Below are 22670 nucleotides of genomic sequence, written 5' to 3'. Positions count from 1 at the left end.
CGTGAGATTGTTCTATTTCCCAGCGTCCTGGTGTCGCAGAGACGGCAATCGTTTGCGGGCGCATCGCATCCCATTCTTCAAAGCGTAAAGGACGGTTATCCATACAAGAAGGTAGGCGAAACCCATATTCTGCTAGGGTTGCTTTTCTTCGAAAGTCACCTCGGTACATGCCTCCAATTTGGGGAATGGTTACATGGCTTTCATCGATAAAAACAAGAGCATTGTTTGGAATGTATTCGAACAAGGTTGGTGGTGGTTCACCAGGTTTTCGTCCTGTTAAATAGCGTGAATAGTTTTCAATTCCAGAGCATGAGCCGGTGGTTTCCAACATTTCCAAATCAAAAATTGTACGTTGTTCTAAACGTTGTGCTTCTAAAAGACGTCCAGCTGCGTTCAACTCATCAAGACGTTGAACGAGTTCCATTTTGATCGATTTCATCGCTTGATTGAGTGTTGGGCGTGGTGTTACGTAGTGTGAGTTGGCATAAATTTTAATCGATTGAAGGTCGCCTGTTTTTTGTCCTGTGAGAGGATCAAATTCCGTAATTGTTTCCACTTCATCGCCAAAGAGCGAAATACGCCAAGCACGATCTTCAAGGTGGGCAGGGAAAATTTCAATTGTATCCCCTCTAACACGAAAGGAACCACGAATAAAATTAATATCTTGTCGATGATAGTGTTGGGCAACTAAATCGGCCAGTAATTGCCGTTGATTGAGTTTATCACCTTTTTCTATTTTGAAGGTCATAGCAGTATAAGTTTCTACTGAACCAATCCCGTAGATACAGGATACAGATGCGACAATAATGACGTCATCACGCTCTAAGACAGCACGTGTTGCAGCATGGCGCATACGGTCGATTTGTTCATTAATTGAGGATTCTTTTTCAATATAGGTGTCAGAGCGTGCAACGTAGGCTTCTGGCTGATAATAGTCATAATAGGAAACAAAATATTCGACAGCATTGTGGGGGAAAAAACTTTTAAATTCTCCGTAAAGCTGCGCCGCTAAAGTTTTATTGGGTGCTAAAATCAGAGCTGGACGCTGTGTTTTTTCAATGATTTTGGCCATTGTATAGGTTTTTCCTGAGCCGGTAACACCCAAAAGCACTTGTGTACGTTCATCTTTTTGAATTCCATCAACCAGAGTTTTAATGGCTTGAGGTTGATCTCCCGCAGGCTCAAAAGGTGTTTCGAGTTGAAATGGAATACCACCTTCAGACTTTTCAGGACGAATAGGGCGGTGAGGTGTCCATAATGCACCATTCTTAAAAAGAGGATTACCTGAAGCAATGAGAGCAGAAAGAGCTTCGACGGTTGCTGTCACACCATTTTTCATTGTTGTATCCTTTGATAGAAAAGTGCTGGTGATTTTAAAGAAAATACTAATTTTTACAATTTCATCACGACAACAGCAAAACGTTATTGAACAGATTTATTTTGGTTTATTGGAGCTTTCATTAGGGTATTGATCAAGTTTTTTCTATGAGACGAATTCTTCGAAGTGTTTCTTTTGAGGGGACATATTTGTGGTTGTTCGTGGACACTATTGCATTTTTGCCATGATGATATTCAAGAGGGCATAAGTTATTATGGCTGTTATGGAGAATAATCGGTACGTTTGGGCACTAAAGACATTGTGTATGTGTGATAAAGATCATTTCCATCTTTAAATGAAAGATAACGAGATGACACCCAACCTATTTGAGTGTTATATCGGATATGGCACCAATTGCCTTCACAGTTTTTAACAAAAACCAATTCTCCAGCAGAAATTAAGCCGCAAAGTGCATACTGAGTGCTGGGACCTGTTCTAAAATTAAGATTTCTCGTAACAAAAGCATCCGCAGCTTCAGATACTGTTGTGGCGAAAAAGAAAGAGCCAAACATAAAAAAAATGACGATTTTTTTCATTTTTCTGTAAAGAATTTCTTTAGAGATTTTCTATCCTTCTCTCTTCATATCCCATATGATTTCTTTTGCTAGATTATGATAAAACAGAAAAAAATACAATTCTTTCTTTTTTAGGACACTTTAAAGAGAAGCGTGAAGTTTAAGGTTTTAAACACCAAAATGAGATGTTTTAATCACTATTTGTGCATGTTTTGTTTTCTTTATTTATTTTTGTATGGAAAATAGCGATACTGTACTATATAATAAAAGAGATCGTAGTTTTCGGATTCCAAAAGTAATTTTGGAAGCCGTTTTTTGTATTTTTATTAAACCTTCCGTGTAATAGAAAGGGACGGATTATGGAAAAAGTTCCGATGACTACAGCTGGTTTTGAGAGTCTTAAAGAAGAGTTGCGTTGGCGTCAACAACAGGAGCGTCCGCGAATTATTGAAGCAATTTCTGAGGCGCGTGCACATGGTGATTTATCAGAAAATGCTGAGTATCATGCAGCTAAAGAAGCGCAAAGCCACAATGAGGGGCGTATAAATGAGCTTGAAGATTATATCGCACGAGCAGAAGTTATAGATGTCTCGCGTCTTTCAGGCGACAAAATAAAATTTGGAGCAACCATTAAACTCTTGGATGAGGATACTGAAGAAAAAAAAGTGTATCAGATCGTAGGAGATCAAGAAGCTGATGTAAAGGTTGGTAAAATCTCTATTTCTTCGCCTATTGCACGTGCACTCATTGGCAAGCAAGAAGGTGATGTGATTGAGGTGAATGCACCCGGTGGTGCGCATAATTACGAGATCATTAAGGTTCAGTACATCTAAATAACATATGGATTATTATGCGTGTATCTTTGGACGAAACTGAGATTATTGCGCCTCACTTTAAAAGGCGTTTATCGGGAGTAACATCTACGATTATTCAGCTTATTCCACTGCAACGCGAACAGGGGGTGCGTATATCCACTTTGGGGTTTGGTTTACCACAAACTTTGCCGGCTCTTGCCTTTAGAGACCTTTTCAGACTTTGGAAAAGTCCGAAAGGGAAACCATTTCGTATTTGGCATGCACGACGCAATATTGAGATGCTTTGTGGGATCTTTTTGCGCGATATCTTGAAAATGAAGCTGAAACTTATCTTTACATCGGCTTCACAACGTCATCATAAGCCTTTTACCAAATGGTTGATTCGCTGTATGGATAAGGTTATCGCTACCAGTACACGTACGGGAACCTATCTAGAAGTGCCTCATAAGGTTATTATGCATGGGGTGGATGTGAGGCGTTTTACTCCACCCCAGACCTTTGATGATTGCTTTTCTTCGACAGGATTTCCAGGAAAATATGCGGTAGGATGTTTTGGGCGTCTGCGCTACTCAAAGGGAACAGATTTATTTGTTGATGCCATGATAGCATTATTGCCTGATTACCCCGAATGGACAGCACTTATCGCTGGTCGTACAACAGAGCAATATTATCATTTTGAAAAAGAATTACGCCAAAAGATTGCTGAAGCTGGTCTAGATGATCGCATTATTTTTCTTGGTGAGATTCTGGACATCCCTTTGTGGTATCGTCGTTTAACACTTTATGTTGCACCTTCTCGTACAGAAGGTTTTGGTTTGACGCCATTGGAGGCAATGGCATCACAAGTTGCGGTTGTAGCGAGTGATGCAGGGTCTTATAAAGAACTGGTTGTAGAAGCGACAGGAACAGTTGTTAAAGCAGGAGATGGAGCGGCTTTAACAGCAGCAATTGAACCTTATTTTGCTGATGTAGAAAAAACATTGGTAGCCGGAAAGAAGGCTTTAACCCATGTTCGTACTCACTTTCCTTTGGAAAAAGAGGCAAGCAAGATTGAAAGTGTTTACAAAGAGCTGTTTGCGGAAAAAACACTTTGATTATGATATCAAAAATCATTCTTGAGGAATGATAAAAGGTGTTTCCTTAAAGGTGTTTCATCGTCATCAAGAAAACAGCTCAATGATATAAATGTTATTTTACAAAATTTATATTGTCTTTAGTAGAACGCTATAAGAAGTTCTCAAAATTTTAGATAAAAGATTAAAAATGTATACGCTTGAGAGCGATATGTGGTTTATGATAAAGCATACTAGGAGAGAGGAAAGCTACTTTCATTCAGGGATATTTTAGAATAAGAAAATAATGCTTTAACTCAAGTCCAGAGATTTATGCACTATCTTATGCGGTGTTGTATTGGTATTGTTACATTTTGGAGGACTTAAATAGATAGCAAAAAAAAACGTTTTCTTGTCTTAAAAAAGATAATGATGGTATTTCTATAGATAAAATAGTTGTAAATATTTTCAATAAATTCATAATAAGATCGATTGAAGATCAATATATATATGATTTTTATAGATAAATTACCTTTTCAATTTGAATAAGAGCTTTGAATACCTTAAGATTTTCTCATGCCAAATCTGTTGATATTAAATCAATGAGAGCTATCCTCTTACACATTACAATTGGAAGAAGGCATGTAGTGGATAAAAACTATTGGAGACAAGGTGTAAAGAGATTTCTTATAAATTGTCTGAAATGCAGGCTGTTACGACATTAACAGAAAGAAAATAATATGGTGGTACTAATTTATATCTTATTTTGTGGTGCCGATTTGCGCCTTATTATTATTTAAATAAAAATGATGGTGCCCATTTTATATCTTTCATGAGGGCTGTCGTGAAATGGGGGTGATGAATATTGTGAGATGTTTTTTACAAGTTTGTGAATTCGTCATATAAGAGCATTACGGATGTCACTCTATTAAAGAGAAAAAACGCTTTTATTAGCAAATATTCATATTTTTTGCATGAGAGATTATTCGTAAAAAAGAATGTTCTATGCGTCCACTTTATTTGATAAAGAAGATCAATAAAGTGGAGTTTTATATGTTATGGCTTTGAAACTCTTGGTATTTAATTGTTTTTATATCATTGATATGATGATTTGTATGAAATTTTAGGAAATCTTCCATGGATTGAATGAGGGGTGAATATTGTGACGCATACTGTTTACACCTTTTTATCTTGTAAATTTTTTATCACGGTAGAATAAAATGCTCTATGCATTAGAATTGTTCACGCCAGAAAGCGGGAATAAAAAGGACGAATATTGTTATGATTTCAAGGCGTCCAGCTAACATTAGAAAACTTAAAATCCATAAAGCATGATCGTTGATTGTAGAGAAATTACCAGCGGGGCCAATAATATCTCCAAAGCCTGGACCAACATTTGAAAGTGCGGTTAAGACTCCCGTAAAGGCAGAGGTAAAGTCAAGACCGGTTGTGAGCAAAAGTGCAGTGCCGATAACAAGGCAAAACATATAAAGACAGAAAAAAAACAAAACAGCTTGAGCAGCATCGTTTGATATATTTGAGTGATCGTAGCGCGCCTTTACAACGACATTAGGAGAAAGAAGTTTCTCTATATTTGTTTGTGTAATACGCCAAAGAATAATGAGGCGATTGATTTTCATGCCGCCAGAAGTAGAACCAGCACATCCGCCTGTAAAAGAAACAATGAAGAAAATTCCAAGCGCAAACGGTCCCCAAAGTTGATAATCTTCAGCGCTGTAACCTGTGGTGCTAATAATGGATGAAAGGTGAAAAATGACATCAAGGAAAATCAAGTGGAACGCGCGATGATCATAAAACCGTAGCCATGCCGCTAAAGCAAAGCTAAAAAGGAGAACGATATGAATAAAAACAATCACTTGTGGGTCAAGAAAGCGTTTGGAGTGTCCAGGAAGGACTAATTTAACATAAAGTACGAAGGGCAAAGCAGAAAGCAACATGAAGATTGTTGAAATAATTAAGATGGCTGGTTTATCAGAAAAATAACCAAAAGAAGCATCATGCGTTGAAAAACCAGCTGTTGCTACTGTACTCATTGCATGGTTAATGGCATCAAATAAATTCATGCCTGCAGCAAAATAAGAAAGCATACAAGCCAATGTTAACCCAACATAAGCAATGATAATTCCGTTAGCAATTTGGTTGATGCGAGGCAATATTTTTTCAGATTTATCAGATGATTCCATATGAAAAAGTCGTACGCCACCCACACGCAGTGAAGGCAAAAGCAAGAGAGCTAAACCGATAAAGCCAATGCCCCCAATCCAGCATATAAGAGAACGCCATAACAAAATACTTCGCGATAAATTATCAAGATTAGAAAGGACTGTGGAGCCTGTTGTCGTAATTCCAGAAACAGATTCAAAAATGGCCCCTGCTAGAGAAATGGGAAGAGGAGAAAGATAAAGAGGTAAAGCACCTACGATGCTCCCTGTTAGCCAAAGACAAACAGTAAGCATAAAGCCAAGCCGTGCTGAAAAACGACAAGTAGCTCCCTTAGTTGCTAAAAGAATTAGGGTTGCTAACATGGTGGTTATGGCACAAGAATAGAGAAAAGTTATCCAATTATGATTGTTATCATGCAGATCCACAAAAATTGGCAAAAGCATTGCTCCTCCCATGATTAAGGCAAAACGTGCACAGACATTGATAATAAATTGAAAAATGATCGTTCCCTATCTTTGTATCTCTTTTTATTATGGTTTTGTGCTCATAAGAATTTACGTTTTTCTTTTTATAGGATAAGGATTAATTCGTAACATTAGCATGCCTTGATGAATTGGTAATCAGACCTTTTCATAAAACTTGAAAAGAAATATGTATAACATAATTGAGGCGCTTGAAAAATATTTTTTTAAAGGCTGTATTCCGTTATCATTTATAGAATAATTAAGTTATAATAAAGTGAAGGGGATTTAATGGTACAATCGCATATTCGTCTGCTGATTATTGGCTCAGGTCCGGCTGGTTATACAGCGGCGATCTATGCAGCAAGAGCAATGCTTAAGCCGGTTTTGGTGACGGGCTTGCAGCAGGGTGGACAATTAACAATTACAACTGATGTTGAGAATTATCCAGGTTTTGCAGATCCCATTCAAGGACCATGGTTGATGGAACAAATGGCGAAACAAGCTGAGAATATGGGGACAAAAATTGTCTATGATACAATTATAAAGGCTGATTTGTTGAAGTATCCTTTTGTCTTATATGGGGATTCAGGAACACAATATTCTTGTGATGCACTGATTATTGCAACAGGAGCTCAAGCGCGTTGGCTTGGTTTAGAAAGTGAACAGACCTTTATGGGCGGTGGTGTTTCCGCTTGTGCTACATGTGATGGCTTTTTTTATCGTGATAAGGACGTTATTGTCGTAGGAGGAGGAAATACGGCGGTTGAAGAAGCACTTTATTTATCGCATTTGGCAAAGAGTGTAAGCGTGGTTCACAGGCGGGGACAATTTCGGGCAGAGAAAATTTTGCAAGATAGGTTGCTTGCTTGCAAGAACGTGCATATCATTTGGGATCATGTGGTTGAAGAAATTGTTGGTTTGCCAGCTCAAGATTCAAAGGGCGCTGTTGTAACAGGGGCACGTCTGAAAAATGTTAAGACAGGTCACGAGATGACAGTGAATGCAGAGGGTATATTTATTGCTATTGGGCATGATCCTGCTGTTTCTCTGTTTGAAGGACAGCTGAAACAAAAACGAGGCGGTTATTTATGGACAGCACCGGACTCAACAGCAACAAGCATTGCTGGTGTTTTTGCTGCAGGCGATGTAACAGATGAAACATTTCGCCAAGCTGTAACGGCTGCGGGAAGGGGGTGTATGGCAGCGCTGGAAGCAGAACGGTTTTTGGATATACTCAAGCGTTAGTAACTCATTGAGAACATAAAGAATCTAGAGGTAGAATTAATTGTGGCGCCACCATTGGATTGGGATAAGTTAAGGGTTTTTCACGCTGCAGCAGAAGCGGGATCTTTTACGCATGCTGCTCAAAAGCTTCATTTATCTCAATCAGCCGTTTCACGACAGGTTTCGGCTTTAGAACAAGAGGTTGGGGTATCCTTATTTCAACGTCATGCGCGTGGTTTGATTCTTACAGAACAGGGAGAAACTCTTTATCGTACAGCTCATGATGTTTTGATGAAGCTTGAAAGTGTGCGTTTGCAATTAAGTGAAAGCTATGCAAAACCAACGGGGCATCTGCGTGTGACCTCGACCTTTGGAATGGGAGCAGGGTGGATTGCAGAGCGTATGCCAGAATTTCTTAGTCTTTATCCTGATATGCAGGTTCAGCTTTTGCTTTCCGATGAAGAGCTTGATTTGACAATGTGTCATGCGGATTGTGCTGTTCGCTTACATCAACCCCAACAACCTGATCTTATACAAAGAAAACTCTTTACAATTCATATGCATGTTTATGCTTCGGAAAAGTATATTGCAAATTATGGAAAGCCGGAAAAATTGTCTGATCTCGATGAACATCGTATTATTTCGTTCGGTGAACCTGTCCCACCTTATTTGTCTGGTTTAAATTGGTTGGAAAAGGCTGGTAGAAGTGATGGATCATTGCGCGTTTCAATTCTACAAATCAACAATATCATCTCAATAAAGAATGCGCTTATGCGTGATCTTGGGATCGCTGTGCTGCCTGATTATATCGTCAATAATGATGAGCATTTGGTGCGTCTTTTTCCTGATATGGTTGATATTCCTTCTTTTGATACTTTTTTTTGTTATCCTTATAATTTAAAGAATTTGGCAAGGTTAAATGCTTTTCGAGATTATATTTTTTTAAAAGCCCGTCAGTGGTCTTTTTAATGTTAATACCTTAATTTATAAGGAATAATTAACTGTTTTGCAACTTGAGATTCCCGTAATATTCTTTTGTTTCAAATTTTTCCATATTGAATCAATTAAAACTATTCATTGCACATTAAAAGTGGAGGGAGTCCGTGTGGATAAATACTTTTGAAAAAAGAGATAAATGTTCTTTATGAATGCTAGCAAGCATGAGGGATATTATATGGTATTATATATTGAAAAATGGACAATCATGTGATGGCATAGCTTACATTGTTATATTTAATTAAAGAGAGTGGTACATGATGGAGAAAAATGTAAAGCTATGTGTTTATTGCATAGCAGGTACGCTTAAGTCTTTATTGTACTTTTTTTTATAAAATGACATAGAATGTTATCTCTTGATTATGTTGCCTCCCAGTGCGTTTTCTTGAGTGTTCCCTTACGAAGATCTATCAGATTGATTTTATCTCTGAGGATTTTCCAAATTTGCCGGACATATGTCCGGCTTTTTTTTTATTTTTGAAAGAGTCCCTATAAATTGCAATATATGGGAGATGATAAGGAAAAAATTTCAAAATTTATGGATATCCAACAATTTTTTAAGAATAGTAAAATTCAATGAGGAGTTTGAGAGAGATTTATCCTGTTGCACCAGTCTATCTTTTAGTGGTGTGATATAAAAAATTTAAAACCTTATATATGAAATGCTTTTTATGAGAGTGTGAGGTGAATGTTTAAGGCAGGTCTTGTTCATAAATCCTATGAAGTAAATCAAGTAGTTATTAGAACTTAAAGGAAACTGGATTGTTTGCCCAACGAGGGGAGTGGATTCTTATTCATTTTAGGACGAAGAAGAAGCCGAGAAATAGAAAAGATTTGATTGTAAGGGCCGTTGATTATAAGGGCAATTGTGTTTAAAAGTGCTCGGTCTTTTTTAGAGTTATAAATTGAATAGAAAAAGCAGAATAGTTTTTTCATCATCTCATGATAATAGACCGATTCATTATATTTGATTGTTAGATTTTTTTGATCTTTATCTACAGCCTCTATTGTTGTGTTTATTCATGGATATTTTTGCTGAATCGATTGATTCAGATCATAATACAGTTTCCGATGTTTTATCGGATATACTGACATTCGGCAAAAAACGATCACAAGAGATGATATTAAAGATTTTAAATTAAATTGTTACAAAAGCGCTGTATACGTATACAAGCTTCTTCAAGTAATTCTTCTGATGTTGCATAAGAAATACGAAAAGCTGATCCAAGTCCAAAAGCAGATCCTTGGACGACAGCAACAGCTTCTGTTTCTAGAAGCGCTATGGCAAAATCTTCATCATTCGTAATACGTTGACCGTTAGGTGTTTTCTTTCCAATAAGTCCTGTGCAAGAAGGATAAACATAAAAAGCACCTTCGGGCGTTGGACAGTGAATGCCAGGAGCTTGGTTTAGCATGGAGACAACGAGATCACGGCGTGCTTGAAAAATACTTTTATTTTTAGCGATAAAGTCTTGTGGCCCATTGAGTGCTTCAACAGCAGCCCATTGTGAAATGACACTTGTTCCAGATGTTTGCTGGCCTTGAATGGTATCCATAGCTTTAATTAATTCTTGTGGTCCGCCTGCATAGCCGATTCTCCATCCCGTCATCGCATAGGCTTTAGAAACGCCATTCATTGTGAGTGTACGCTCATAAAGCGCTGGTTCTACTTGAGCTGGAGTAACAAAGGTAAAACCATCATATGTGAGATGTTCATATATATCATCGGAAAGGATATAAACATGAGGATATTTTACTAAAACATCTGTGAGTTTTTTCAATTCATTGTGTGTATAAGCGGCACCTGATGGATTTGAAGGAGAGTTAAAGATGAACCATTTGGTTTTGGGGGTAATGGCAGCTTCTAGCTCTTGTGGTTGGAGTTTATAAGAAAATTCAGCTTTTGTTTCTAAAAAGACAGGCGTACCATCGTTGAGTGCGACCATTTCTGGATAACTAACCCAATAAGGGGATGGAATGATGACCTCATCTCCTTTATTCAAAGTTGCCATGAATGCATTAAAGAGAATTTGTTTTCCACCGGTACCAACAATAATTTGTTCTGGTTGGTAAAGAAGGTTATTTTCTCTTTTAAACTTTGCAGAAATTGCTTGGCGCAATTCTGGAATTCCAGATATGGGAGGGTATTTTGTTTCTCCCCTTCGAATAGCTTCAATAGCCGCGTTTTTGATGTTGTCTGGGGTATCAAAGTCTGGTTCTCCAGCACTTAAAGCAATAACATCGCGCCCTAATGCTTTTAAATGGCGGGCCTTTTGAGAAGCAGCAATTGTTGCAGAAGGTTTGATACGAGACAGTTTGTCGGCAATAAAAGCCATAATTTTAAATCCTTATATTATATCAACAAATGGTTATTGCTTTAAGGATATTCTATAAGAGATTATATTGTATGCAATAAAAAACTTCCAAAATACCCTTACACGGGCTTTATATTCTTCTTTTTTGAGATTTTTACAAGATAATCTCGTTGTAGATTTTATGAAAGTTTTTGAGGAAGTATAAAGGAGGTTTGATAAATTGTACAAAGGAGATAAGAAGTCTTTTATTTTAACAAGGTAAAATGATGCTTTATAAAAATAAAAAAAATCTTCGTCGTTACAAACGAAGATTTTTAAATAAAATATTGCAGAATTTAAACTTTAAAGAGCTGCAAGGTTACCAGCGGCAAATTTTCCTGAACGACGATCTTGAAGAACATCATAAGAAATTTTTTGCCCTTCATTAAGACTGTTTAGACCAGAACGCTCGACGGCAGAAATATGTACAAATACATCTGCACTACCATCACTAGGTTGAATGAATCCGAAACCTTTTGTTGTATTAAACCACTTAACTGTTCCTGTAGACATAGGAAACTCCTTAGAATATATATTATATTGAGTATTGAAGCTTTCATTCCTTCAATACGGTTGTAGATCGAAATTAGGTGGGAGAAGTTTCGTCAAAAGTGCAGATTGCACAGGAAAGAAAGTCACGTAACCGAAAATTCGATGAAACCTCTATAAAAGTTTTTAGAACAAAAAGCAAGTCTTAATCAATTTTTATATAAAGAAAAAATAAGAAAACAGTGTACATTTTGCTATGTAGAAAAAATTTAACTAAAATAACTTTGTAGGGAACGTACTTCAAGGCGCCTTTTTTTGAGTGCTTTGATCGCTTCTACGACGGCTTCAGCCCCAGCTATTGTTGTATAGTAGGGAACATTTTGCATGAGTGCTGCATAACGTAATGATTTTGAGTCTGAGATGGCACTGGCAGTGCTAGTTGTATTAAAAATCAATTGAATTTGGCGATTACGAATAGCGTCTTCAATATGGGGGTGTCCCTCTAGAACTTTGTTGATTTTTTTTGCTTCAATGTGGTGTTCGGTGAGAAATTTTTGTGTTCCACTTGTGGCGACAACAGAAAAGCCGAGCTCAGTTAAACGTTTTACAGGATTTAAGATGCGTTTTTTATCTTCATCTCTTACAGAAACGAACAAAGTTCCCTCTTTAGGGAGTTTGACACCAGCTCCAAGTTGGGCTTTAGCAAAAGCAAGCGAAAATTCATAGTCAAGTCCCATAACTTCACCGGTTGAGCGCATTTCTGGACCAAGAAGTGTATCAACACCTGAAAAACGAGCAAAAGGAAACACTGCTTCCTTGACGGCAATATGTTGTTTTTCCTGTAAAGAAGGTAATCCACCATAAGCTTGAAGAGCATCATGGAGCGTTTCTCCTGCCATAATACGTGCAGCCATTTTAGCAATAGGGCGACCAATCGTTTTTGCAACAAATGGGACAGTACGTGAAGCACGGGGGTTGGCTTCTAAGACATAAATGGTGTCATCTTTTATAGCATATTGTACATTCATTAAGCCGCGAACATGAAGTGCTTGTGCTAATGCTTTGGTTTGGCGCTCTAATTCAGTAACTATTTTATGTGAGAGCGTATGGACTGGTAAAGAACATGCTGAATCACCAGAGTGGATACCAGCTTCTTCAATGTGTTCCATAATACCAACGATCAGTGTTTCTTTGCCATCACATAGACAATCAACATCTACTTCAATTGCTTCTGTTAAATAGGTATCAAAGAGAAGCGGATTTTTACCAAGCAATATATTGATTTGTCCTGTTGTATCGTTAGGATAACGGACTTTGATATCTTCTGGAATTAATTCAGGGACACTCTCAAGTAAATAATTTTGTAAGCTACGTTCATCACGAATAATTTGCATAGCACGTCCTCCTAAAACATAAGAGGGACGTACAACCAATGGGAAGCCTAGTTCGTGGGCAATGAGGCGTGCTTGTTCGATGGAGTGGGCTATACCATTTTGAGGTTGTGTTAAGTTAAGTTTAAATAACAGTTTTTGAAAGCGATCTCTATCTTCTGCTAAGTCGATAGCGTCAGGTGAAGTACCTAGGATGGGGATGTTGTGTTTTTCTAGAGCGCTTGCCAATTTCAAGGGTGTTTGTCCGCCAAATTGGACGATGACTCCAACCAAATCGCCTTTTTCCTGTTCTGCTTCTAAAATAGCGATAACATCTTCTGTTGTTAAAGATTCAAAGTAAAGGCGATCAGAGGTATCATAGTCGGTTGAAACTGTTTCAGGATTGCAGTTAATCATAATCGCTTCAAAACCTGCATCACGCAGTGCAAAAGCAGCGTGACAGCAACAGTAATCAAATTCAATACCTTGCCCAATGCGGTTTGGTCCACCGCCTAAAATAGCAATTTTTTTGCGTTCAGAAATGTGTGCTTCCGAGTGCTCTACACCTGCAAAGGGAACTTCATATGTCGAATACATATAGGCTGTAGGAGAAGAAAATTCAGCGGCACAAGTATCAATCCGTTTGAAGACGTGTTTAACATTCAGTGATTTGCGTAAAGCGGCAATATCATCGGGTTCTTTCTCAGTAAGGGAGGCTAATCTCGCATCTGAAAATCCCATAGCTTTTAACATACGTAAGTTATCTGCGTCTTGGGGTAATCCATGAATGCGGATACGCTGCTCCATTTCAATGATGGAGGCTATTTGTTCTAAAAACCACGGATCAATTTTGCTAATTTGGTGAATCTCATTTAAGGGTAAGCCTGTGCGCATGGCTTGAGCAATATAGCGTAGACGATCAGGGCTTGGTATGGCAATGGCTGAGCGTATAGAACTTTTTTCATCGCCTTCAGCATGCTCTGGAATAACAATTTCATCAAGACCCGTAAGTCCTGTTTCAAGTCCACGGAGTGCTTTTTGTAACGATTCTTGAAAAGTGCGTCCAATTGCCATGACTTCTCCTACAGATTTCATCGCAGTTGTGAGGACAGGTGATGAACCGGGAAATTTTTCGAAAGCAAAACGAGGAATTTTTGTCACAATATAGTCAATAGACGGTTCAAATGATGCTGGTGTTGCACCGCCCGTTATATCATTTTTTAATTCATCAAGTGTATAACCAACAGCCAGTTTAGCCGCTACTTTGGCAATGGGAAACCCCGTTGCTTTTGAGGCAAGTGCTGAAGAACGAGAAACACGCGGATTCATTTCAATAACAATGAGGCGCCCATTTTCAGGATTGACAGCAAACTGTACATTGGATCCCCCCGTTTCAACACCAATTTCACGTAAAACAGCAATCGAAGCATTACGCATACATTGATATTCTTTATCTGTTAAGGTAAGAGCAGGTGCTACAGTGATCGAATCACCGGTATGAATCCCCATTGGATCAATATTTTCAATAGAACAAACAATGATACAGTTGTCGTTCTTATCACGAACAACTTCCATTTCATATTCTTTCCACCCTAAAACACTTTCTTCAATTAAAACTTCTGTTGTAGGCGAAGCTTCAAGACCACGTTCGATAATTTCATAAAATTCAGAACGATTGTAAGCGATTCCACCACCGGTTCCACCAAGGGTAAATGAAGGACGAATAATAGCTGGAAGCCCAACAACATCAAGAGCTTGAACTGCTTTTGCTGTTGCATGGGCGATATAATGTTGTTTGCGATCAGTTTCGGTATGTCGCCAGTTGCGCTCAAGTTCTTCGAGAGCTTTGTCAAGCGCAGCACCAGAAAGTTTTGCTTTAAGTTCAGCACACGTTTTTGCGTGTTGTTGGCGATTTTCTTCTTTCAGTTCTGTTGCATTGGCTAACATAGAGCGTGGCGTTTCCAAACCGATTTTTGCCATCGCTTGGCGGAATAAAGCACGATCTTCAGCTTTATCAATAGCATCAGCATTAGCCCCTATCATTTCAACATGATAGCGGTCTAAAATACCCATACGCTTTAACGATAAAGCAGTATTGAGGGCTGTTTGTCCTCCCATAGTGGGCAAAAGGGCATCGGGACGTTCGTGGGCAATAATTTTGGCAACTATTTCAGGAGTAATGGGCTCTATATAAGTTGCATCAGCTAGATCTGGGTCTGTCATAATCGTGGCAGGATTAGAATTTACCAAAATAATTCGATAACCTTCTTCTTTTAATGCTTTACAGGCTTGTGTACCTGAATAATCAAATTCACATGCCTGACCAATGATAATAGGTCCTGCTCCGATGATAAGAATAGATTTTATATCTGTGCGTTTGGGCATGGCTTTTTCCTATGACAAATATCTGTGCGCGATTGTTGTGGGCAAAATATTTCAGTTCTGAGGCTACAGTTATTTTATAAGTTAAGTGACAAAGAAAGTAAGCACTAAAATACCTTTTCCATGCTTTTTTTCATAAAATTGAAGATAAATTTCTTTTTTTGAATTGAGTCATCTCGCCAGTATATCAAAAGTATGACCTTTGATAAAAAATAATAATAATGCTCCAACAAATTAGAATATTCAAGCATACTGTGGAGAATAAAAAGCCGGAACATCTTTCTAATCCATTGCCGGCATATTTTGTGTTTTATGACGTTGTTTGCCTAAGAGAGTACGCGCTTTTTCTGTTGCTTGTAAAACATAAGCCATTATTTATGGTTTGATGGGATTTTGCACGATGAAATGGGAAGCTTATCGTATTGTTCCGTAAAATACTGCCGTTTAGAGCTGTGATATAAGGTATGAAAATTTACCACATTAAGGTGTTTTTTGTTAGAGCTTATGAAATAAACCATATAAAATGGTCTCAGTTGGAATCTGTTAGATAAAAAGCAAGATTGTTGATAGATCGGCTCTGGTCGAAGTTTCCATTTTAGGGTAGGAAGAACGTCAATCTATGGATGTTTCCATTTGATTAAAAGGGTGAGAGTGTATTTTAATACAATGGCTAAGGAGATAATTTCAGAATAATTTTGTTTGTTTTTAAAAGATAGTGATTACTCCTCCTTTATTTTATGGATGATGTTCAAAACTTTTTAAAATATAAAGAAGGCTAAAATGCTGAACATTTCCCAAACGAGAATATTCTGTCTGAAAGATGTATCAATAGGAAAGCTTTTGGTGGCTAGGTCTCAAAGAGGGATTTGTTATATAGCGTTAGGAGACACTATAGAGCAATTATTACAGGAATTTACGATACGCTTTGGTGATGCACAACAAGTTGTAGGTGACAATACATTTAAGAGAGAAGTTGCCCATATTATAGCCATGATAGAAACACCTAAGTTGGTAAAAAAATATAATTTCCCTTAGATATAAATGGTACAGTTTTTCAACGACAAGTATGGGCAGTATTATGTGATATACCATGTGGTGAAACAATTTCATATAAAGTCTTAGCGTGCCGTATTGGTATGCCGAGTGCTTTTCGTGCCGTTGCTAATGCCTGCGCACGTAACGAATTGGCTGTTATCATTCCTTGTCATCGTGTTGTGCGTAAAAATGGTTTTATTTCAGGGTATCGTTGGGGGGACAAACGGAAACAGATTTTACTACAACGAGAACAAAATGGAGAAATTTAACTTTGTGTGATGGGCATTATAATCGTTACAGTTGTCCCTTTCATTTCTTTTGAAGTAATTTCAAGTTTTCCTTTGTGGAGTTCTAGCAAGGAGCGTGAAATGGCTAAGCCAAGACCTGAGCCCGTGTGAGATTTAGTAAGCTGATTTTCGACTTGTTCAAAAGGTTGTCCAAGTTTTTTAATCGCTGATTGGGGAATACCAACACCTGTATCTGTAATTTTAAAAATAAGGTTGTTTTTTTTCCTAAAAGCGCAGACATCAATATTTCCGCCAGAAGGCGTAAATTTAACGGCATTAGAGATGAGATTAAGGAAAATCTGTTTCATTGCACGACCATCAACCTCAGCATGAAGTTCTGGGGTAATGTTTGTTGTAACAACAATATTTTTTTCTTGAGCTTGAGGCGTTAGTGTTCGTACTGCTTCACTAATGATGGGCTCAAGATCGGTACTCTTACAATCAAGCGTAAATCTTCCAGCTTCAATTTTTGACATATCAAGGATGTCATTGATAAGGGTTAGAAGATGGGTTCCTGAATTGTAAATATCATGCATATATTCCTTGTAGCGTTGTGAACCAAGAGGGCCAAAAGTTGATTGCAACATGATATCTGAAAAACCGAGAATAGCATTCAGTGGCGTGCGCAATTCATGAGACATATTGGCTAAAAATTCTGATTTAGCCTTATTAGCACTTTCGGCGCGCTCTTTTTCTGCTTTCAAACTTTTATTAAGTTTTTCAACTTCTGTTGCGCGTTGTTGAGCACTCCCTCGCGCGCGCTTGAGTTCTTGAATGAAAGAAAAAAGACGCCTTTCACTATCTTCAAATTTCTCCTGTTGTTGTTTAAGCTCAGAAATGTCAGTACCAATACAAACCAATCCTCCGTCTTGGGTTCGCCGTTCGTTAATTTTGAGCCAACAACCATCTGCTGTTTGGCGAATACTGGTTAAGTTACCAGTACCATCATCTTTAAGGGGATATTCACTGAGTGCAGGGCGTGCCATGGCTTCGACGGTTGCACGTTGGATACCTGATTGTAGAATTTGTTTAGGAATAGCGGCATATTCGCAAAATTTGCTGTTGGACATGACTAAACGTCCTTCAGCATCCCACAAGACGAAAGATTCTGAAATGTTTTCAATCGCATCACGGATACGAAGGTCGGCTTGCGCTGTTTGTTCAGCCAATTGTTGCTGTTCACTAATATCGAAGGAAATACCAACCAAATGGGGTTCTTCTTCTTCAGTAACTTCGGCACGAATGCGCATCCAGACATAGTGGCCATCGGCATGGCGCATGGGAACGTTAATATCAATATGCTTTTTTTTACCGCTCATTAATTCCTGAGCAAGATCAAAAAAATTCGCATCATTTGGATTGATAATGGCGCTAATTTGGGAAATTGAGAGCAATGCATCCTGAGGGACATAGCCGAGCATTTCGTACATTGCTCGTGACCAGTAGACGCGTCCACTTGCCATATTCCAATCCCATAGTCCACAGCGTCCACGCATCATTGCCATATCAATACGATTTTGATTTTTTTCTGAAACAAGATCTGTTTTGCGTGCTCGTACAATTTGGTTGTAATAAGCATAAAGAAGAGCGAGGATAATGCCACTAGTTCCAATGAACAGAGTTATATTTAACGAGAGAATTTTCCGCCATTCTATGGCGCTATCTTGCATCTTTTCGCTAATGAATACGCCATATTGCCCATTTTCTGTTTGGTGAAATGAAGCAAGAGCAGGGGCATCTTTTCCTATTGTGATTTTCATAATTCCAACATGCTGTCCAAGAGATTGTAAAGCAATGCTGTCAGAGATAAAATCTTGCAAAGGTTTCCCTAAAGCAATCTCTGAACTGGATGAAGCCAAGACATTTCCTTTTTGATCAACAATGGCGATCAGAGTGCTAGGATTAATAAGCTCTTGATTACGAAAAGTGGTGAGGATATTTTGTAAATGACTATGAGAAAGGGTAGAGACTTTTCCTTTCTGAGAAACAGCCAGTAAGTCATGATTAATTGTATTGGTAATATGAGAAGCTAAAAGAGTGATGGTAGAACGCGTGTTTTTATCAATCGTGTTACGCCAATCATAGAGTGATACAAAACGAATTGATGCAAGTACAATAAGAAATGCTACAATGACAAATGGAAGTGAGCGACGCAACCAAGGCTCAATAAAGAGAAGCTTTTGATAGGCAGAGCCAGAAAGCAGATGAATACGTTTTTTCTGCGCTTTATGACTTGGAGCGCTCGATTTTGAATCAGCACATATCTCCCTTGGCGCATTATATGCGTCCAATTTAGCCATCTCTTGTTCCTTTAATTCCAGAATAATGTGATTTAAAAACTGCTTCGATATTCATAGTAACCCCATCGAGTGCAATGAATCAAAACAGGAGTCTTCTGTCCAGTCTTTTTTTTAAAAAAAATAATTTTACTTCTATGAACTTGGAATATGAAAAGGAAAAGGTACTTTAAACATGATCTATAAACAGGCTTAGATTGCCTGTTTATAGGTTTAATGATGATCGAATAGTTTGTAGAATTTATTTAAAAAAATATTATAGCATATTGATTTAAAATAATTTTTCGTTTCAAGTGAGCAGGCGGTTGATAATATCAGCGACATCACTTGATAATTTTGGCGCAGCAGCAATCGTTTTTAATTCAGTTTCAAGTTTTTGTTGTCGAATGGGTTCTAATTGTCGCCAAGAGCGCATCGTTGTTAATAATCGTGAAGCGAGCTGTGGATTTTTTTTGTCAATTTCCAAAATGATTTGGCAAAGAAAATGATAAGACGCTCCATCCATCCTATTAAAGCCCGTGAGATTGTTAGAGGCAAAAACACCGATTAGGGAACGTACACGATTGGGATTGTCTTTTGAAAATAGCGGGTGTTGCATGAGCTTTTGAACATTTTCTAGCGTTGATGTGCCAGCAACCATTGCTTGAATAGAAAACCATTTATCCATGACCAAAGGATCATGCCTATAGCGGTTTTCAAAATCATTTAAGGCATTTTGTGCCTGCTCACTTTCATTAAAACGTTTCACGAGAATAGCGATACTAGCCATACGGTCAGTCATATTATCAGCAGTTGCATATTGTGTGGCAGCACGATTTGGATTGGCTTCAGCAATGGAAAGATAATCCAATATGATATTCTTTAATGCTCGCTTTCCAGCTTGTACAGCGTTTGCTGAATAGGGCGCTTGGGTTTGCATTTGTCCATAGAATTTTGTTAAGAGCTCTTGATGGGTTTGTGCAAGTGAAGTTAAAAACTGATTGCGGACATAATGAATACGATCTGGATCAACATTTTTACCGATTGTATGAGCAAGCTCAACTTCACTAGGTAAATTTATACAGAAGGCACGAAATTCAGGCTCTAAGTTTTCATCTGTTATGATCGTTTCAATCAGCTTTAGCAAAGCAGAAGGAAGTGTTGCTTTTTCTTGTGTTTTACCTTGAATGCTTTGAATCAAAGCTTGCGTCATTAAATGATTAAGAGATTGCCAGCGATTAATGTGATTGTCATCATGTTGTGCAAGAAAAATAAGTTCTCTTTCATTGAATGGAGTGTGTAGAATGATTGGCGCTGAAAAGTCTCGCAGCAGTGATAAAACGGGTTTTTCACGCAGTCCCTTTAATGTAAACGTTTGGCTTTCCTTAGATAAAAGCATAACATCTGATTGAATATCTGTATCTGCTTCATAGGTGAGGTTTTCTCCGTTGTGTCCTAAGAGTCCAAAAGCGATAGGGATAAGCATAGGTTTTTTTATATTTTGTTGTGGGGTTGCGGGAATATGTTGCTTTGCATGAATTGTTAAAACACCATCACTATAATGACTATCGATTTCTACATTGGGTGTTCCAGCTTGTTCATACCACAACATGAATTGGGAGAAGTCTTGACCAGATACTTCAGCAAAACAAGCGATAAAATCTTCAATTGTACAAGCTTGTCCATCATGATGTTGAAAGTAAAGATCAGTACCTTTACGAAACATAGAGGGTCCTAAAATAGTCCGTATCATGCGAACAACTTCAGCACCTTTTTCATAAACAGTTGTGGTGTAAAAATTGTTAATTTGGCTATATTGACGAGGACGTACAGGATGAGCGAGGGGCCCAGCGTCTTCGGCAAATTGCGTCGCTTTTAATGTTTTTATATTTTCAATTCGCTGTAGGCTGCGTACATTTTGATCTGATGAAAATTCCTGATCACGATAAACAGTGAATCCTTCTTTTAAACAGAGTTGAAACCAATCGCGACAGGTAATACGATTACCGCTCCAATTATGGAAATATTCATGTGCAATGACACGTTCAACATTTCTATAATCCTGATCGGTTGCTGTTTCAGGATCGACAAGAACATATTTATCATTAAAAACGTTAAGGCCTTTGTTTTCCATTGCTCCCATGTTAAAGTCGGACACTGCAACAATATTGAAAATATCAAGATCATATTCGCGCCCAAAACATTGTTCATCCCAACGCATGGAACGTTTAAGAGCATCCATTGCATAAGCGGCGCGTTTGGTTTTTCCTTTTTCTACGTAGATACCAAGCTCGATACGTCTTCCAGATACAGTTGTAAAATGGTCTTCTAACTTATCGAGATCTCCACCTACTAAAGCAAAGAGATAAGATGGTTTGGGATAAGGATCTTCCCAAATGGCAAAATGGCGATTATTCTCTAAAGTTCCTGTTTCCACCAGATTACCATTTGAAAGCAAGATTGGGATTGCTTGGGAATCTGCTTCAATTTTCACTCTATAGGTAGAAAGAACATCTGGGCGGTCGTAAAAATAAGTAATACGACGAAAACCTTCCGATTCGCATTGTGTGCAATAAACACCATTTGAAAGATAAAGGCCCATAAGTTGACGATTGCTTTCAGGATTCAGTTCCGTAACCAATTTCAATGTAAAAGGAGCCGTTGGTGGCGTTGTAATTTCTAAACGTGAAGGCGTCACTTTATAAGCATTTGGGGCTAATGTCTCATCATTAATAGAAACGGAAATTAAAGTAAGATCATCACCAGAAAGAACAAGAGGTGTTAATTCTTTTGTATCGTGACGGGATTCAATAGACAATATGGCTGTAACATAAGTTTTTGTTGGTGCCAATTGAAAGGAAAGTTGTGTTTTAGGGATAGCGTAAGGGGTTGGCTGGTAGTCTTCCAAACGATAAATATATGTTGTTGGCTGTTCCATAGTTGTTCCCATTCGTATTTTAAGAGTTAAAGAAGGTGTTTAATTTTAGTGTCAAAGAAGATTACAGAATTACAAAAGGCTATCGAGGCGATTTTTTACTTCTAAGAAGTCTATCCATGTAAGCTTCTTTTGACTAGGGGTTCGAAGAAGGTAGGCAGGGTGGAAAGTTGGCATAACAGGTATTTTTATATTATCCTCACTTTCATAAAGATGCCATTTTCCTCTTGTTCGGATAATCCCATTTTGAGATCCCGTAAGAAACTGTGCAGCAACGCCTCCCAGTGCTATAAGTACACGAGGACGCGCTAAATAAATGTGTCGTTCAATAAAAGGGCGGCACAAGGCAACTTCTCTTGGTGTTGGTGTACGATTTCCTGGTGGACGCCAAGGAATAGTGTTGGCAATGTAAACATTATTTCTTGTTAAGCCAATTGATGCGAGGATTTTATTAAGCAACATCCCTGCTTTTCCCACAAAAGGAATTCCTTGTATATCCTCGTCTCGTCCTGGTGCTTCGCCTATAAGCATCAGGGGGCTTCCTGCTGTTCCATCTGAAAAACAGGTATTTTTTGCTGTCAATTTTAATGAACAGCCATTAAATGCAAGGAGAGCAGATTTTAACTCATCGAGTGTCTTTGCATTTTTTGCACTCTCTATAGCGGTGGATTCATTTTGTAGAGCCCCAGAGTTATGCAGCGGATGATGATTTAATTTTACGGTTGGGGATGTTTTGGGAGATGTTTGTTGATTATGAGAAATGCTCACGACAGGTGTTAATTTTTTCTCTAAACAAGCAGACTGTTTAAAACGATCAATAGGGAAATCTGTCAGAACAGCATCCGCACCACTTTCTTTATAAAAGTTTAAGAGTTCTTCATAAGAAATTGAGCACGGCGTTTGATTTAACATTT

The 22670-nt window shown here is 38.1% G+C and carries 13 protein-coding genes and 1 pseudogene; 5 read left to right on the top strand and 9 right to left on the bottom strand.

Going from position 1 to position 22670, the window contains the following annotated elements; translation table 11 throughout:
• The coding region (locus ACFIK6_RS02000) for a DEAD/DEAH box helicase family protein (RefSeq protein ID WP_375641552.1) at positions 1–1339 on the bottom strand (1339 nt) is incomplete at its 3' end.
• A 260-nt stretch (positions 1340–1599) separates the two neighbouring features.
• On the bottom strand, positions 1600–1914 hold the full coding sequence (locus ACFIK6_RS01995) for an SH3 domain-containing protein (protein ID WP_273788409.1): 315 nt from the start codon (positions 1912–1914) through the stop codon (positions 1600–1602).
• A 338-nt stretch (positions 1915–2252) separates the two neighbouring features.
• On the opposite strand from ACFIK6_RS01995, the gene greA reads away from it, so the two are divergent.
• Together greA and ACFIK6_RS01985 are read left to right on the top strand one after the other, a co-directional pair.
• On the top strand, positions 2253–2726 hold the full coding sequence (gene greA / locus ACFIK6_RS01990; RefSeq protein WP_007347010.1) for a transcription elongation factor GreA: 474 nt from the start codon (positions 2253–2255) through the stop codon (positions 2724–2726).
• Between the two features lie 17 nt (positions 2727–2743).
• Positions 2744–3802, top strand: a complete 1059-nt coding sequence (locus ACFIK6_RS01985; protein ID WP_375641551.1) for a glycosyltransferase family 4 protein — start codon at positions 2744–2746, stop codon at positions 3800–3802.
• A 1190-nt stretch (positions 3803–4992) separates the two neighbouring features.
• Here the strand turns inward: ACFIK6_RS01985 and ACFIK6_RS01980 are convergent.
• The gene (locus ACFIK6_RS01980) at positions 4993–6387 is read right to left on the bottom strand and encodes a TrkH family potassium uptake protein (RefSeq protein ID WP_375641550.1); all 1395 of its coding nucleotides are present in this window, start codon (positions 6385–6387) and stop codon (positions 4993–4995) included.
• Positions 6388–6696: 309 nt separating this feature from the next.
• Between ACFIK6_RS01980 and trxB the strand changes: the two genes are divergently transcribed.
• Both trxB and ACFIK6_RS01970 read left to right on the top strand, forming a co-directional pair.
• Positions 6697–7653 (top strand): thioredoxin-disulfide reductase, encoded by a 957-nt coding sequence (gene trxB, locus ACFIK6_RS01975; RefSeq protein ID WP_375641549.1) that lies wholly within the window; start codon positions 6697–6699, stop codon positions 7651–7653.
• A 42-nt stretch (positions 7654–7695) separates the two neighbouring features.
• On the top strand, positions 7696–8601 hold the full coding sequence (locus ACFIK6_RS01970) for a LysR family transcriptional regulator (RefSeq protein WP_375641548.1): 906 nt from the start codon (positions 7696–7698) through the stop codon (positions 8599–8601).
• A gap of 1160 nt (positions 8602–9761) precedes the next feature.
• Here ACFIK6_RS01970 and ACFIK6_RS01965 read toward each other — a convergent pair.
• The 3 genes from ACFIK6_RS01965 to carB all read right to left on the bottom strand — a co-directional run bounded on the left by ACFIK6_RS01965 (position 9762) and on the right by carB (position 15226).
• Positions 9762–10964, bottom strand: a complete 1203-nt coding sequence (locus tag ACFIK6_RS01965; RefSeq protein WP_375641547.1) for a pyridoxal phosphate-dependent aminotransferase — start codon at positions 10962–10964, stop codon at positions 9762–9764.
• 321 nt (positions 10965–11285) lie between these two features.
• Positions 11286–11495 carry a cold-shock protein gene (locus tag ACFIK6_RS01960; protein ID WP_012754908.1) on the bottom strand — a complete coding sequence of 70 codons (210 nt, stop codon included), beginning with the start codon at positions 11493–11495 and terminating at the stop codon, positions 11286–11288.
• Positions 11496–11740: 245 nt separating this feature from the next.
• Complete coding sequence (gene carB, locus ACFIK6_RS01955) at positions 11741–15226, bottom strand: carbamoyl-phosphate synthase large subunit (RefSeq protein ID WP_375641546.1); 3486 nt, start codon at positions 15224–15226, stop codon at positions 11741–11743.
• Positions 15227–16003: 777 nt separating this feature from the next.
• On the opposite strand from carB, the pseudogene ACFIK6_RS01950 reads away from it, so the two are divergent.
• Positions 16004–16527: pseudogene (locus ACFIK6_RS01950) on the top strand (methylated-DNA--[protein]-cysteine S-methyltransferase).
• On the opposite strand, the gene ACFIK6_RS01945 reads toward ACFIK6_RS01950, so the two are convergent.
• The 3 genes from ACFIK6_RS01945 to ACFIK6_RS01935 all read right to left on the bottom strand — a co-directional run bounded on the left by ACFIK6_RS01945 (position 16524) and on the right by ACFIK6_RS01935 (position 22668).
• Positions 16524–18845 (bottom strand): ATP-binding protein, encoded by a 2322-nt coding sequence (locus ACFIK6_RS01945; protein WP_375641544.1) that lies wholly within the window; start codon positions 18843–18845, stop codon positions 16524–16526. The pseudogene ACFIK6_RS01950 and the gene ACFIK6_RS01945 overlap by 4 nt on opposite strands.
• A gap of 286 nt (positions 18846–19131) precedes the next feature.
• A complete protein-coding gene (pepN, locus tag ACFIK6_RS01940; protein WP_375677305.1) occupies positions 19132–21759 on the bottom strand; it encodes an aminopeptidase N in 2628 nt (875 codons plus the stop codon).
• A 69-nt stretch (positions 21760–21828) separates the two neighbouring features.
• Positions 21829–22668, bottom strand: a complete 840-nt coding sequence (locus ACFIK6_RS01935; RefSeq protein WP_375641542.1) for a uracil-DNA glycosylase family protein — start codon at positions 22666–22668, stop codon at positions 21829–21831.
• Between the last annotated feature and the right edge of the window lie 2 nt (positions 22669–22670).

It is taken from the genome of Bartonella sp. AS69XJJH (assembly GCF_042195585.1).
Taxonomy (GTDB): Bacteria; Pseudomonadota; Alphaproteobacteria; order Rhizobiales; family Rhizobiaceae; genus Bartonella.
The sequence above is the reverse complement of the archived record's forward strand: the minus strand, read 5'-3'. Positions and strand labels throughout refer to the sequence as shown.

What these genes read in the sequence shown, in the direction of transcription:
- ACFIK6_RS01960 (WP_012754908.1), bottom strand. Translation starts at nt 11,495, where the DNA reads ATGTCTACAGGAACAGTTAAGTGGTTTAATACAACAAAAGGTTTCGGA.
- greA (WP_007347010.1), top strand. Translation starts at nt 2,253, where the DNA reads ATGGAAAAAGTTCCGATGACTACAGCTGGTTTTGAGAGTCTTAAAGAA.
- ACFIK6_RS01985 (WP_375641551.1), top strand. Translation starts at nt 2,744, where the DNA reads ATGCGTGTATCTTTGGACGAAACTGAGATTATTGCGCCTCACTTTAAA.
- ACFIK6_RS01965 (WP_375641547.1), bottom strand. Translation starts at nt 10,964, where the DNA reads ATGGCTTTTATTGCCGACAAACTGTCTCGTATCAAACCTTCTGCAACA.
- ACFIK6_RS01995 (WP_273788409.1), bottom strand. Translation starts at nt 1,914, where the DNA reads ATGAAAAAAATCGTCATTTTTTTTATGTTTGGCTCTTTCTTTTTCGCC.
- ACFIK6_RS01935 (WP_375641542.1), bottom strand. Translation starts at nt 22,668, where the DNA reads ATGTTAAATCAAACGCCGTGCTCAATTTCTTATGAAGAACTCTTAAAC.
- ACFIK6_RS01980 (WP_375641550.1), bottom strand. Translation starts at nt 6,387, where the DNA reads ATGCTTTTGCCAATTTTTGTGGATCTGCATGATAACAATCATAATTGG.
- pepN (WP_375677305.1), bottom strand. Translation starts at nt 21,759, where the DNA reads ATGGAACAGCCAACAACATATATTTATCGTTTGGAAGACTACCAGCCA.
- ACFIK6_RS01945 (WP_375641544.1), bottom strand. Translation starts at nt 18,845, where the DNA reads ATGGCTAAATTGGACGCATATAATGCGCCAAGGGAGATATGTGCTGAT.
- trxB (WP_375641549.1), top strand. Translation starts at nt 6,697, where the DNA reads ATGGTACAATCGCATATTCGTCTGCTGATTATTGGCTCAGGTCCGGCT.
- carB (WP_375641546.1), bottom strand. Translation starts at nt 15,226, where the DNA reads ATGCCCAAACGCACAGATATAAAATCTATTCTTATCATCGGAGCAGGA.